Source organism: Billgrantia lactosivorans, assembly GCF_003254665.1.
GTDB classification, from domain to species: domain Bacteria; phylum Pseudomonadota; class Gammaproteobacteria; order Pseudomonadales; family Halomonadaceae; genus Halomonas; species Halomonas lactosivorans.
On record NZ_QHGY01000001.1, the window covers coordinates 1,189,779 to 1,203,543 of the forward strand.

Consider the following 13,765-nt stretch of genomic DNA (forward strand, 5'->3'; position numbering starts at 1 on the left):
GCCTCAAGGACGAGAGCGCCAGCCATGACCCGCCCCACGCCGCTCAGGGCGCTGGCCTGGCTGGTTCTGCCTCTGGTGTTGCTCTATGGGGGTTACCTCCTTGCCGCCAACGTCCTGCTCGCCAGCGCCTGGGGCCGCGCCCAGCTCGACCGCTCGCCGTGGCTGACGCTGGAGTGGGAGCGCGCCTGGACGCTCTTCCCCGGCCACGTGACACTCACGCAGCCGTCCCTGGTCGGCACCAGCGCCAAGCGCCGCTATGTCCTCGAGGCCGAGCACGCCAGCCTGCGCGTGTCGCTCGCCGCGCTGCTTGCCCGCGAGGTACGGCTCCGCCGACTCGAGGCCGAAGGCATTCGCCAGGCTGGCCTCGATGCCTACCGCCTGCAGGGCCGCGGCACGCTGCGCCTGGCCGACGCGCACTGGCATGGCGGTGAGCTGGCCGCTGGACGCATCGCGCTGCAGCTGGACGAGGGCGCCGTGCTGCATGGCGATACGCCGCTGGTGGAGGGCGTGGCGCTCGACGCCGAGCTGCAGCTGGCGCCGCTGAGGCTGGCCGAGCATCCCGGCGCCGAGGCGGCGCGCTTCGTCTCCGGCACCCTCACCCTGGCCGGCCGCAGCGACGCCTACGACGTCTTCAACCCCTACCTCGCCGACCTGGGCTGGCTCGAGATCGGCGGCCGCGGCGACCTGGCGGCCGACCTCGCCATCGAGAACGGCGAGGTGCAGCCGGGCAGCCGCCTGCGCCTCGACTCGCCCCGCTTGAGCGTGCGGCTCGACGAGCGCCGCTGGCTGGACGCGGGAACGCGCTACCGGATCGACGGCTCCGGCGCGGTGGAGGTCGAGGTTTCCCGCCACGCCCGCCTGGATCTGGCACTCGACGACATCGCGATGTTCGGGGCCGAGCCTGACGCCTCGACGCGAGCGCTGCTCGTCGGCGAGGGGTTCCGCCTCACCCTGGCCACGGACGCCCTGCGCCTGCACGCTCCACCCGACGAACTGCAGGGTGCCGAGCTGCGCTGGCGCAACGCCGAGGCCCACGACATCGCCCTCTTCGATCGCTACCTGCCACCCCCCGTGCCGCTGACGCTGGAGAGCGGTTCGGCTCGGTTGCAGGGTGGGCTCGCCTACGACGCCGAACGCCTCTCGGGTGGCTTCGACCTGGGCGGCGACCGCATCGCCCTGCGACTCGGGGAGCGACCGCTGACCGGGCGGCTCGACCTGCACCTGCCGATTGCCGAACTCGACGTGACAGGCGGTAGCGTGGATCTGTCCGGGACCCGCTTCGACCTCGAGGCTGCCGCTCCCGGCGAGACACGACCGCTCACCACCACGCTGGAACTGCCCGTGGCCCGCTTTCACTCGCCGCTGGCCTGGCGCGAGCTGGACGACGGCAGCCTGCTCGGTGGCGAGCTGCCCTGGTCCGCCGAGCTGGAACTGCACAGCCGCGTCGCCAACCTCGGCGTGCTCGACCCCTTCCTCGCCGGCCTGTTCGGCGGGCGCGGGCTCGCCCTGCAGGGCGGCGGCCGGCTCGATGGCGTGCTCCAGGTGCGCGACGGCCAGCCGCTGACGGGCAGCCGGCTCGTGGTGCGCTCCGAAGCGCTGGGCGCGCGCTTCCTCGGCTTTCTCGCGCGCGGCGACGGGCGCGCATCCCTGACCCTGACGCCCGGCGAGCCCCACCCCGAGGCAAGGGTCGAACTCGCCTTCGACGGGGCCGACCTCTCCCGCCTCGAGGATGGCCGCCGGCTGTTCCAGGCCGAGCAGCTCGCGCTCGCGGCGGCCGCCCAGGCCGGGCGCCCCACCACGGGCCGGGTGGCGTGGCGCGGCGCAAGCATCCCCGACGTCAGCGTCCTCAACGCCTATCTTCCCCGCACCGCCCCATTGCGGCTGCGCAACGGCCAGGCCGGCAGCGACGGACACCTCTTCATCGAAGGGGAGCGCACCCGGGGCCGCCTCACCCTGGCGGGCGAAGCCATCGAAGGCCGTTTGCTGGAGGAAGACTTCCAGGGCGAGCTGGACGTGACGCTGCGGCTGCGTGACCTCGTGGCCGCTCGCCAGCGGGTCGACCTCTCCGGAAGCCGGCTGGAGCTGAGCGCCGCGGCAAGTCGTGGAGAGCCGCTGCACACCCTGCTGCTACTCCGCCGGGCGCGGCTCGAGGGTGGCTTCGACTGGCCCGGCAGCGAAGCGCCACGCCGGCCGCTTTCCGGCACGCTGCAACTGGACGGCCTGCTCGACCGGCTCGGCTTTCTCGACGCCTTCCTCCCCGACGAGCACGGCCTGGCGATCCAGGGCGGCGGACGGCTGAGCGCCGACCTGCGCTTCGTGGAGGGCGAGGCGGCGCCGGCAAGCCGGCTCGACGTTCGCTCCGACCGGCTCGCCGCGCGCTTCCTGCACTACGAGGCCTTCGGCGACGGCTCGCTCCGCCTGGAGGTGCAGGATCCTGGCGCGACATTGGCCCTCTCGATGCCCCGCTTCGGCCTGCGCCGCCAGGAGACGCCGAGCGACCTGGTCGAGGGCCGGCTGCTGGAGATTCACAGCCGCGCACGGCACTTCGATATGCGCGAGGGGCTGCGCGGGCTGAGCACGCGCATCGACATGCCACACCTGGTGACGCCGGACCTCGCCGCCCTCAACGCCTACCTGCCGGAGGATGCCGGCTTCACGCTGCTTGCCGGCGAGGCTCGCCTCGCCAGTCACCTTCAGCTGGAGGGCAGGCATGCCACCGGCCACCTGGCACTGCAGGCGCCCGAGGCCCGTCTCGCGCTGCAGGGCCACACCCTCGAGGGCGAACTGCAGCTCGACACCCATCTCGCCGACGGCGACCTGGAGACTCTCGACTTCGACGTCTCCGGCTCGCGGCTGCGCCTGGAGCACGTACGGCTGGAGAGCGATAACGGCAGCCTCAGCCACGGCTGGTGGGCGCGGCTCGCGCTGCCCGAGGGGCGCCTGCGCTGGACGGCACCGCTCGCGCTCGACGCCCGGCTCGACCTGGCCATGCGCGACAGCGGCCTGCTGGTCAACCTGCTCGTCGATGCCGCCCGTGAGCGGCGCTGGCTGCGCGAGCGACTGACGCTGGGCGAGGTGCACGGCGAGGCGCGGGTGATGCTGAACGACGATACCGTGCGAGTGGAGAACCTTGCCGTGCAGGCTGGCAAGCGTCTGGAGCTGCTGGCCAATCTCGCCCTGCGCGATTCTCACCTGACGGGCCGCGCCTTTGCCCGCTACGGGCCGCTTCGTCTGGGAATGGAAGTGGACGGCGACCGACGCCGCTGGCAGCTGCGCAACGCCCGCGAGTGGTACGCCAGCGGCCAGCCCGCCAGCGAGCTGACGCTACCCGATAGCGGGACCTGGTTCGAACACCTGGATGCCCAGGCCGAATGAACCGCCAAGTCAGGAAGATGGCTGGAAAGCGGCCAACGACCTGCTAGACTGGCCACAACGCTTGACGGGGTGCCGGTGGAACCGGCTGAGATCGCCATACGATATTCTGAACCAGAGTGTCGTCACGGCGGGGCCCGTTGAACCTGATCCGGCTCGTACCGGCGTAGGAATCAAGCGGTGGCCAGGGCGCCAGTACTCCCTCCTCAGCCCCGACCCACTCTTCCCCTTCGCCCGCACTCCGGATCCATTCACACCGGAGGCAAGATGGGCTATCGCTTCACCGACCTGACCGACGCCTGCCATAACGACTGGCGCGCCTACATCGAGCACGGCTTCGTGCGCCGGCTGGGCAGCGGCACCCTCGACGAAGGCGCCTTTCGCCACTACCTGCAGCAGGACTACCTGTTCCTGATCCACTTCGCCCGCGCCTATGCGTTGGCCGCCTACAAGAGCCGCACCCTGAGTGATCTGCGCCAGGCCCATGAGGGGCTCAAGGCGATTCTCGACGTGGAGCTCGAACTGCACGTGGGCTACTGCCGCGAATGGGGGATCAGTGAGGCGGAGCTGGCCGCACTGCCCGAGGCCCGAGCCACCCTGGCCTACACCCGCTACGTGCTCGATACCGGCAACCGCGGCGACCTGCTCGACCTGCACGTGGCGCTGGCCCCCTGCCTGGTGGGCTACGGCGAGATCGCCAACTGGCTGAACGCCCAGCCGGATACCGTGCGCGGCGACGCCAATCCCTATGACGCCTGGATCGCCATGTACGCAAGCGACGACTTCCAGGTCGCCATGCGTGCCGAGCTCGAGTGGCTCGACGCCCGCCTGGCCGACGTCACCCCGGCGCGCTTCGCCGAGCTGGCCGAGGTGTTCCGCGACGCCACCCGCCTCGAGATCGATTTCTGGCAGATGGGGCTCGACCGCAGCCTCTGACGCTCCCCTGACCGACAACAACGCCACAAGGATCCCCACCCATGAGCAAGACCGCCCACTTCCTCGCCGAGACCGCCCAGGTCGACGAGGCCGCCATCCAGCCGCTGCCCGGTTCGCGCAAGGTCTTTGTGACGGGCTCGCGCCCCGACATCCGCGTGCCCTTCCGCGAGATCTCGCTGTCGCCGACCAAGACATCCGGGATGGGCCCGGATGAGCAGAACCCGCCGCTGCTGGTCTACGACACCTCGGGCCCCTACACCGACCCGGCGGCCGAGATCGACCTGCGCCGCGGCCTGCCCGAGCTGCGCCGCGCCTGGATCGAGGAGCGCGGCGACACCGAGTGCCTCGACGGCCCCACCAGCGAGTACGGCAAGCGCCGCGCCAACGATCCGACCCTGGCCCAGCTGCGCTTCGACCTGACCCGCACGCCGCGCCGCGCCAAGCCCGGCAGGAACGTCACCCAGCTGCACTACGCCCGTCAGGGCATCGTCACGCCGGAGATGGAATTCATCGCCATCCGCGAGAACCAGCGCCGCCAGGCCTTGGGCACCGCCGAGGTGGAGCGCATCCTCGGCCATCAGCATGCCGGCCAGGGCTTCGGCGCCCGCCTGCCCGAGGAGATCACCCCCGAGTTCGTGCGTGCCGAGGTCGCCGCGGGGCGGGCGATCATTCCCTGCAACATCAACCACCCCGAGTCCGAGCCGATGATCATCGGCCGCAATTTCCTGGTGAAGATCAACGGCAACCTGGGCAACTCGGCGGTGACTTCCTCCATCGAGGAGGAGGTCGACAAGATGACCTGGGGCATCCGCTGGGGTGCGGACACCATCATGGACCTCTCCACCGGCCAGAACATCCACGAGACCCGCGAGTGGATCCTGCGCAACTCGCCGGTGCCGATCGGCACGGTGCCGATCTACCAGGCCCTGGAGAAGGTCAACGGCGTGGCCGAGAACCTCACCTGGGAGGTGTTCCGCGACACCCTGATCGAGCAGGCCGAGCAGGGCGTGGACTACTTCACCATCCACGCCGGCGTGCTGCTGCGCTACGTGCCGCTCACCGCCAAGCGCGTCACCGGCATCGTCTCCCGCGGCGGCTCGATCATGGCCAAGTGGTGCCTCTATCACCACCAGGAGAGCTTCCTCTACACCCACTTCGAGGAGATCTGCGAGATCTGCAAGCAGTACGACGTGGCCTTCTCGCTGGGTGACGGCCTGCGTCCCGGCTCGGTGGCCGACGCCAACGACGAGGCGCAGATGGCCGAGCTCAAGACCCTCGGCGAGCTGACCCGCATCGCCTGGAAGCACGACGTCCAGGTGATGATCGAAGGTCCCGGCCACGTGCCCATGCACCTGGTCAAGGAGAACATGGACAAGCAGCTGGAGTACTGCGACGAGGCGCCGTTCTATACCCTGGGCCCGCTGGTCACCGACATCGCCCCGGGGTATGACCACATCACCAGCGGCATCGGCGCGGCGATGATCGGCTGGTACGGCTGCGCCATGCTCTGCTACGTGACGCCCAAGGAGCACCTGGGCCTGCCCAACAAGGACGACGTCAAGACCGGCATCATCACCTACAAGATCGCTGCCCACGCCGCCGACCTGGCCAAGGGGCATCCTGCGGCGCAAAGGCGTGACAACGCGCTCTCCAAGGCGCGCTTCGAGTTCCGCTGGGAGGACCAGTTCAATCTCGGCCTCGACCCGGACACCGCCCGCGAATACCACGACGAGACGCTGCCCAAGGACTCGGCCAAGGTGGCCCACTTCTGCTCCATGTGCGGGCCCAAGTTCTGCTCCATGAAGATCAGCCAGGAGGTGCGCGACTACGCCGCCGAACACGGCCTCGACGGTGACCAGGAAGCCGTCATGAAGGGCATGGAGGAGCAGGCGGAGAAGTTCCGCCAGACGGGAGCGGAGCTCTACAAGGAGGTGTGATTGTTCTTCGTCTGACACACGCCGGCCCAGGTGGCCGGCGTGTTTTTTCCTCCCACAGGCGACAGCATGGAACGCTCGGATGTAGCCTGTAGGAACCTGCAAGGACCAAGTGCGGAGGGAGCAAGCCCATGCCACACCTGCACGTCGCGCTGGTGACCGAGCGCCCCGAGGTAAGCCTGATTCCGATTCTGCAGCTTCGCCCACAGCGGATCGTGCTGATACCCTGCCATTCATCGCCCCAGGCGGCCGAGCGACTGGCGATCCTGCTGCGCCACGAGCTGGCCCCCGGAACCGAGATCGAGACCTACACCCGCCTTCCCGCCAACGAACCCGAGCGCTGCGCCAGGTATGCCGATGAGCTGGCCGAGACCCTGTATCGCCGCCAGTTCGATACGCCCTCCCTCTCGGTGACCGTGGACGCAGGCGGCTGCAGCACCCTGGTCGCCCTGCTGTTCCAGCAGGCCATGCGGCGCTGCGCCGCCGACTGGCTGCATGTCGACATCCAGGCCGGGGCGCTCTACCGCTTTGCCTACGCCGGCCCCGACTCCGCCCCCGAGGTCATGGCCATCGAGCCGGTACTGGACGTCGACCGCTACCTGCAGGCCAACGGACGCAAGCGCGTGCGGGCACTCTCCGACAGCGACGAGTGGCGCCAGGCGTGTCGCCAGCGCAAGCCCCTGACCCGCTACCTCGCTCATCACGCCGACCACCTTGCCGTCCTGCTCGGTGAGCTGCACGACATGGTGCACGGCGAGGACGGGACGCTGGAGCGCGCCGGCCCCTACCCGGGAGCACGGCTTCGCCCCGGGGCAGAGCGACAGTGGCTGCACGAGGCGCCGGGCTTTCCCGCCACCGATGCGCTGAAGGCCCTGCATGAGGCCGGCCTGCTGCGCTGGTCGGGCGAGGCCCCTCGGGCAGTCGATATCGAGTCGGAGGAAGCCGCGCGCTACCTGGGCGGCGGCTGGCTGACCGAGTACGCCTGGCTCAGCGGCCAGGAGGCCGGGCTGGCGCGTGTCTGTAGCGAGGCCCACATCCTCGATCTCAGTGGCGAGCACAACGGCGAACCGGTGGTATCGGACTGCCTGGCGGTGGAACGCAACCAGCTGCTGTTCATCGAATCCCTCATTGCCCGTCCCGGCGCCAGCACCTGCATCGAGCAGGGCCTGAAGCGACTGCACGGCATGCTCAACCATTCCGCAGGGCTCGCCGCCACCCGAGTGCTGCTGGCCTGCGGCGAGTTCGACAAGTCCCGACAGCGGCTCACCGAGCTGCAGCGCCTGCAGGGCCTGCAGGTCGCGGTCGTGGAGAACGCCGATCTCAAGCACCTCCCCGGCTTGCTGGCGGGCTGGAAGGAGCACGGCGCGTGGCCGGCACGGTGATTCGGTAGCCGACGAAAAGGCCCCCGTGACGCTCGTCACGGGGGCCTGGGTCGCGCAGGAAGGTCGCCTTAGAAGCGGTAGCGAATCCCGACGCTGGCGGCATCGAAGGTTTGGTCGGACTTGTCCAGGTAGCGCATGTAGTCGGCGCCCACGGCCAGGTTGGGCGCCACGTCGAACTCGGCGCCGCCGCCATAGGAGAAACCGCTCTCGCGGTCGGTGTCGAAGTCCACTTCGGTGAAGCCCGCCAGGCCGTAGAGGCGAAACTGCTGGGAGACCGGCAGGGTGCCCTTGGCATAGGCGCCCACCAGGTAATCCAGCTCTGTCGGGCCTTCGGACCCGCCGGTACCCAGATGGGCCTCGGCGCCGAAGTAGTCATTGAACTGCGCGCCGCCGTTGAGACGCAGGCCCACGGAATCGGCCGAGGAGCCCTGGTCAGGGTCGACCTCCCAGAACATGGCATCGGCCCCGACGTAGGGGCGCGGATACATGGGGCCCTGGCCCTGCGCCTGGCCGCGAGCCTGACGCGGCGGTTGGCCCTGGGTCTGTTGGCTTCGTGGCTGGGTCTGGGTCGGCTGGGTCTGGGTCGGCTGGCCCTGCGTCGGCTGAGTCTGCGTCGGCTGGGTCTGCTGGGCCTGGGCAGAAACGGCCATGCCACTGGCGACGGCAATGGCTGCGGTAATGGCTAGCGGTTTCATGTCGCACCTCCTTTAAGAAACAGTGTTTCCTTACACCACGAACCAGTCTGGTACAGCGGTGCCGACGATGCAAGCGCAGCTCAGCGAGATGAGAGGCTGAGCACCACGATTCCTCCCAGCACGATGGCCCCGCCGACCAGCTGCGCGGCCGAGAGCATCTGCCCCAGTACCAGATAGCCCAGCAGCAGCGAAGCGACCGGCTCCACGTTCATCACCGGCGCGTTGCGCGCCATTTCCAGGCGCGGCACGCCCCAGCCCGAACGCCACGCCGGGCAGCCACTCCGGGCCGAGCGTCTCGGGGCTCGCCAGCCAGGCCGGGACGTCGAGCACGATCACCAGGCCCACCAGGATCGCGGCCATGATCAGCGCCGCGCGCAGCGTCGGGCGCGGCCCACCCAGCGCCCAGGTGATCAGCGCCAGCTGGATGGGAAAGGTGTTCATCAGCAACAGCGCCACCACCACCGGAATCCGCGCCACCGCCGAATAGAGGCACAGGCTCTGAATCGCGACCATCAGCCCCGCCAGCAGTTGCCAGTAACCGCTGCCGGCCGGTAGCGACACGCGCTTGCCCTGCCACAGGAAGAGCGCCGACAGCACGACGAGCGCCACGGCCGAGCGCACCAGCACGGCGAGCAGCAGGCCGGTGCCCTCGTCGAACGCCAGCCGGGCCGCGACATGGTTGCCGGCGAAGAGGGTGGCGACGCAGGCCAGCAGCAGGACGGCGAGATGGCGCGGCAGCAGCGATACGCTGCCAAGCGCCGCGGTGTCAGTCGACATGGCGGTTTCCAGCGGCCTGGGGTAGCGTCAGCATGCCAGCATTTTCAATAGACGGCTAATAAAGTGCACGCTTGACCTGGAGCAGGACCGAGCGCGCGGACGGAATGATAGACTAAAGTCTTACGTCTATCCTGCCACTACATTTTCCTCATGCGGAGCCCCGATGAACGCCTCGGTACTGGTCATCAACTGCGGTTCGTCGTCGATCAAATACGCCCTGGTACCGTCCGAGCCGGATCAGCCGCGCCTGGCCGGGCTGGCGGAACGGCTGGGCAGCGGTGACGCCCGACTCAAGGGCATCGACAGCCGTGGCGACGCCTTCACGCAGGCCCTCGGCGAGGCCGATCACACGCATGCGCTGGCCGCCATTCTCGATCGCCTGGAGGGGAACCGGCCCAGCGCGGTGGGCCACCGCATCGTGCACGGCGGAGAACGCTTCACCCGCGCCGCCCTGATCGACGACGACGTGGTCGCGGCGATCGAGCGCACTTCGGCACTGGCCCCGCTGCACAACCCGGCCAACCTGGCGGGGCTGGCCGCCACGCGCCGCCTGTTTCCCGACCTGCCCCAGGTCGCCGTGTTCGACACCGCCTTCCACCAGAGCCTGCCGGAGCGGGCCTACCGCTACGCCCTGCCGGAGCCGCTCTACCGCGACCATGGCATCCGTCGCTACGGCTTCCACGGCACCAGCCACGCCTACGTCAGCCGCCGCGCCGAGGCGCTCAGCGGATTGGAAGGTGGGGCCTGGCTCACCGCCCACCTGGGCAACGGCTGCTCGACCTGTGCCGTCTGGCGGGGCCGCAGCCTCGATACCAGCATGGGGCTCACCCCGCTGGAAGGGGTCGCGATGGGCACGCGCAGCGGCGACGTCGACCCCGGCTTGCACGCGCACCTGGCACGCCAACTGGGCTGGTCGCTCGAACGCATCGACGAGGTGCTCAACCGCGACAGCGGCCTGCTGGGCCTCTCGGGGCTGACCAACGACATGCGCGAGCTGGAAGCCGCCGAGGCGACCGGCCATGCCGGCGCCACGCTTGCCATCGAGGTGTTCTGCTACCGCATCGCCAAGTCGCTGGCCGCCCTCTCCTGCGCCCTGCCCCGCCTCGACGGGCTGGTCTTCACCGGCGGCATCGGCGAGAACTCCGCCCGGGTGCGCGAGAAGGTTGTGCTGCTGCTGCCGCATTTCGGCCTGCAGCTCAACCGCACCGTGAACGGCGAGACGATCCGCGGACGCGAGGGCCGCATCGATGCCGGGGGACGCCATCTGTGGGTCATCCCCACCGACGAGGAGGGACAGATCGCCACCGAAACCCGCCAGCGACTGGATGAGGCCAACGCATGACACCGCACGACACCCGCCCGCAGACCCAGGTCCTGCTGATGGTCCCCACCGGCGTCGGGGTCGGCCTGACCTCGGCCAGCCTGGGCCTGATGCAGGCCCTCGACACCATCGGCCTGAAGACCGGCTTCTTCAAGCCGTTCCGCCAGGACGAGCTCAACGGTCCCGGTCCCGACCGCTCCACGGCGCTGGTCAGCAGCACCCTCGGGCTGCGCCCGCCGGCGCCCATCGCCCAGGCCGACATGGAGCGCCTGCTGCGCCAGGATCGCCTCGACGTGCTGATGGAAGAGGTCATCGAGCGGTTCGACGAAGTGGCCGGCAGCCATGACGGCATCACGCCGGACCTGATCGTGGTCGAAGGCGTGGTGCCCACCGCCCACGGCACCTACGCCACCCAGCTCAATGCCCAGCTGGCCCATGCGCTCAACGCGCGCATCATCCTGGTCGGCAGCGGTGACGCCGCCGCTCCCGAGGCGCTGGCGGAACAGCTCGATATGCACGCCCGTGCCTTCGGCGGCGTGGGCTCGGCGCGCACCTTGGGCTGCATCCTGATGCGCATGCACAACCTGCCCGGCGCCGAGGAGCCGGCGCTGGCCGCGGGCACCAGCGGCGTCGCCCTCGACGATGCCTTTCTCGCCGAGCTACGCCGCCACTCGCCGGCGCTGGCCACCGACCGCTTCCACCTGATCGGCGTGGTGCCCTACAACCCGGCGCTGATCGCGCCGCGGGTGGTCGACGTGGCGCGGGCGCTCGACGCGCGCTTCCTCAGCGAGGGCGACGCCGCCAACCGGCGGGTGCTCTCCACCAGCCTGTGCGCCCGCAGTGCCGCCAACGCCCTGCACGTGTTCCGCCCCGGCAGCCTGATCGTGACCTCCGGCGACCGCGACGACATCGTGCTGGCCTCGGCGCTGGCCACCATGAACGGGGTGCCCATGGCCGGCGTGCTGCTGACCAACGGCTTCATGCCCAACGACAACATGATCGAGATGTGCCGGCCGGCGCTGAAGACCGGCATGCCGGTGCTGGCGGTGGATACCGACAGCTTCACCACGGCCAAGAACCTGGGCCGCATGGGCAACGACATCCCCATGGACGACCTGGAGCGCGCCGAACAGGTGACGCGCTTCGTCGCCGGCCACCTGGATCTGCAGTGGCTCAAGGATCACCTGAGCCGCGGCTTCACCCGCCGCCTGTCGCCCTCGGCGTTTCGCCATCAGCTGGTCAAGCTGGCCCAGCGCGCCAACCGGCGCATCATCCTGCCCGAGGGCAGCGAGCCGCGAACCGTGGAGGCCGCCGCCATCTGCCAGCGCCGCGGCATCGCCGACTGCGTGCTGCTGGCGCGTCGCGAGGAGGTCGAGGAGGTGGCCCGCAACCGCGGCATCGAGTTGCCGGAAGGACTCGAGATCCTCGACCCCGAGCGGATCCGCCACCGCTACGTGGCGCCCATGGTCGAGCGCCGCCGCGGCAAGGTGAACGAGCTGACCGCGGAGGACCAGCTGCAGGACAACGTGGTGCTCGGCACCATGATGCTGCAGCTCGACGAGGTTGACGGGCTGGTGTCCGGGGCCATCCATACCACCGCCAACACCGTGCGGCCCGCCTTCCAGTTGATCAAGACCGCCCCCGGCTACCGCCAGGTGTCGTCGATCTTCTTCATGCTGCTGCCGGAACAGGTGGTGGTCTACGGCGACTGCGCGGTCAACCCCGACCCCGACGCCGAGGCGCTGGCCGAAATCGCCATCCAGAGTGCGCGCTCCGCCCAGGCCTTCGGCATCGAGCCGCGGGTGGCGATGATCAGCTACTCCACCGGCGAGTCGGGCAGCGGCGCCGACGTCGACAAGGTGCGCCAGGCCACGCGCCTGGCCCGCGAGCTGGCGCCGGACCTGCTGATCGACGGCCCGCTGCAGTACGACGCCGCCGCCATCGAGAGCGTCGGCCGGCAGAAGGCACCCGACTCAGCGGTGGCGGGACGCGCCACGGTGTTCGTCTTTCCCGACCTCAACACCGGCAACACCACCTACAAGGCGGTGCAGCGCAGCGCCCGGGTGGTCAGCGTGGGGCCGATGCTGCAGGGCCTCAACAAGCCGGTCAACGACCTCTCACGCGGAGCCCTGGTCGACGACATCGTCTACACCATCGCGCTGACCGCCATCCAGGCCGCCCAGCGCAGCTGAGCGCGCCCGGCGCCGGCCCGGCCGGTAGGGCGCGGGGTCGATGGCCGGCTCGCGCTCGAGCAGCAGGTCGACCAGCAGCCGGGTCGCCGCCGGCGCCAGCACCAGGCCGTTGCGGTAGTGCCCGGCGTTGACGTAGAGGCCCTCGAGGCCGGGCACGGCGCCGATGAAGGGAATGCCGTCCGGCGCCCCCGGGCGCAGCCCGGCCCAGTGATGCTCGATCTCGCAATCAGCCAGGGCCGGCAGCATGGCCACGGCGCTCTGCCGCAGCGACTCGCGCGCCTCCTCGGTGGTGCGCTTGTCGAAGTCGACCTGCTCCAGCGTCGAGCCGACCAGCACCCGGCCGTCGCCGCGGGGAATCAGGTAGCGCCCGTCGGCCAGCACCACCCGCTCGAGCAGTTGGCGACCGCCCGGCATCGGCGGCGTGGTGAAGAGCATCATCTGCCCCTTGACCGGCCGCACCGGCAGCGCCACGTCATGTTCGGCGAGCAGCGCCCCGCTCCAGGCCCCGCCGCACAGCACCACCCGGCCGGCATCGATGCGCCCCCTGGCGGTCTCCACGCCGCACGCCCGGCCGCCCTCGATGACGAGCCGCTGCACTGCGGTCTCCTCCACCACCTCGACGTTGGCCAGTGCTTCCAGCCGCGCCCGCAGCGCCCGACACAGGCGCGGGTTGCGCACGCTGCCCAGGCTGGGCATCCACAGGCCGCCATCGAGACCCTCGCACAGCCAGGGTTCGCGGGCGTAGAGGAAGCTCGCGTCGACCCGCTCCAGCGGCCACCCCTGGCGCTGCGCCCAGGCGGAAGCCCGCTCTGCGTCGTCCACTCGCAGGTAGAGCAACCCCTTCTGACGGTACTCGATATCGATGCCGGTGGACTCGAGCAGGCTCTCGGCCAGCTCGGCATAGTGGCGCGCGGCAGCGTGGGCGAGCTGCGACACGGGTTCGCTGTAGCGCCAGGGATAGAGCGGCGAGACGATGCCGCCACCGGCCCAGGAGGCCTCCCGGCCACAGCGGCCGCGTTCCACCAGGGTCACGCCATGGCCGGCTTCGGCCAGCTGACAGGCGCTCAACATGCCGATGACACCGCCACCGATGATCAGGAAGTCGTTCACGCAGTGCTCCATGACTCGTGGCCGCCGCTGGGGCGGACGTTCAGGC

At 70.1% G+C, this 13,765-nt stretch carries 9 protein-coding genes and 1 riboswitch; of the genes, 6 read left to right on the forward strand and 3 right to left on the reverse strand.

Annotated elements, in window-relative coordinates:
- Window positions 1-24: 24 nt before the first annotated feature.
- The 4 genes from DIS04_RS05315 to DIS04_RS05330 all read left to right on the forward strand — a co-directional run bounded on the left by DIS04_RS05315 (window position 25) and on the right by DIS04_RS05330 (window position 7,624).
- Window positions 25-3,375: a hypothetical protein gene (locus DIS04_RS05315; RefSeq protein WP_111412673.1), complete on the forward strand. Its 3,351-nt coding sequence runs from the start codon at window positions 25-27 to the stop codon at window positions 3,373-3,375.
- A 55-nt stretch (window positions 3,376-3,430) separates the two neighbouring features.
- A riboswitch (TPP riboswitch) is annotated at window positions 3,431-3,562 on the forward strand.
- A gap of 77 nt (window positions 3,563-3,639) precedes the next feature.
- Entirely contained in the window at window positions 3,640-4,308 is a 669-nt protein-coding gene (tenA, locus tag DIS04_RS05320; protein ID WP_111412675.1) for a thiaminase II, read from the forward strand.
- A gap of 41 nt (window positions 4,309-4,349) precedes the next feature.
- The gene (thiC, locus tag DIS04_RS05325; protein ID WP_111412677.1) at window positions 4,350-6,245 is read left to right on the forward strand and encodes a phosphomethylpyrimidine synthase ThiC; all 1,896 of its coding nucleotides are present in this window, start codon (window positions 4,350-4,352) and stop codon (window positions 6,243-6,245) included.
- Between the two features lie 128 nt (window positions 6,246-6,373).
- Window positions 6,374-7,624, forward strand: coding sequence for a Card1-like endonuclease domain-containing protein (locus DIS04_RS05330; protein ID WP_111412679.1), 1,251 nt, complete (start codon window positions 6,374-6,376; stop codon window positions 7,622-7,624).
- 68 nt (window positions 7,625-7,692) lie between these two features.
- Here DIS04_RS05330 and DIS04_RS05335 read toward each other — a convergent pair whose 3' ends face one another.
- Window positions 7,693-8,319: a porin family protein gene (locus DIS04_RS05335; RefSeq protein ID WP_245904486.1), complete on the reverse strand. Its 627-nt coding sequence runs from the start codon at window positions 8,317-8,319 to the stop codon at window positions 7,693-7,695.
- Window positions 8,320-8,349: 30 nt separating this feature from the next.
- Window positions 8,350-9,096 (reverse strand): EamA family transporter, encoded by a 747-nt coding sequence (locus DIS04_RS20930; protein WP_422667554.1) that lies wholly within the window; start codon window positions 9,094-9,096, stop codon window positions 8,350-8,352.
- A gap of 163 nt (window positions 9,097-9,259) precedes the next feature.
- Between DIS04_RS20930 and DIS04_RS05345 the strand changes: the two genes are divergently transcribed.
- Together DIS04_RS05345 and pta are read left to right on the forward strand one after the other, a co-directional pair.
- Window positions 9,260-10,438, forward strand: a complete 1,179-nt coding sequence (locus DIS04_RS05345; RefSeq protein WP_111412681.1) for an acetate/propionate family kinase — start codon at window positions 9,260-9,262, stop codon at window positions 10,436-10,438.
- Window positions 10,435-12,609: a phosphate acetyltransferase gene (gene pta / locus DIS04_RS05350; RefSeq protein ID WP_111412682.1), complete on the forward strand. Its 2,175-nt coding sequence runs from the start codon at window positions 10,435-10,437 to the stop codon at window positions 12,607-12,609. The genes DIS04_RS05345 and pta overlap by 4 nt, the downstream gene beginning before the upstream one ends.
- Here pta and thiO read toward each other — a convergent pair.
- Window positions 12,535-13,719, reverse strand: a complete 1,185-nt coding sequence (gene thiO, locus DIS04_RS05355) for a glycine oxidase ThiO (RefSeq protein WP_111412683.1) — start codon at window positions 13,717-13,719, stop codon at window positions 12,535-12,537. The two genes, pta and thiO, sit on opposite strands and share 75 nt — an antisense overlap.
- Window positions 13,720-13,765: the final 46 nt, after the last annotated feature.

Coding starts and splice junctions, on each gene's coding strand:
- DIS04_RS05315 (WP_111412673.1), top strand. CDS start 25: ATGACCCGCCCCACGCCGCTCAGGGCGCTGGCCTGGCTGGTTCTGCCT.
- tenA (WP_111412675.1), top strand. CDS start 3,640: ATGGGCTATCGCTTCACCGACCTGACCGACGCCTGCCATAACGACTGG.
- thiC (WP_111412677.1), top strand. CDS start 4,350: ATGAGCAAGACCGCCCACTTCCTCGCCGAGACCGCCCAGGTCGACGAG.
- DIS04_RS05330 (WP_111412679.1), top strand. CDS start 6,374: ATGCCACACCTGCACGTCGCGCTGGTGACCGAGCGCCCCGAGGTAAGC.
- DIS04_RS05335 (WP_245904486.1), bottom strand. CDS start 8,319: ATGAAACCGCTAGCCATTACCGCAGCCATTGCCGTCGCCAGTGGCATG.
- DIS04_RS20930 (WP_422667554.1), bottom strand. CDS start 9,096: ATGTCGACTGACACCGCGGCGCTTGGCAGCGTATCGCTGCTGCCGCGC.
- DIS04_RS05345 (WP_111412681.1), top strand. CDS start 9,260: ATGAACGCCTCGGTACTGGTCATCAACTGCGGTTCGTCGTCGATCAAA.
- pta (WP_111412682.1), top strand. CDS start 10,435: ATGACACCGCACGACACCCGCCCGCAGACCCAGGTCCTGCTGATGGTC.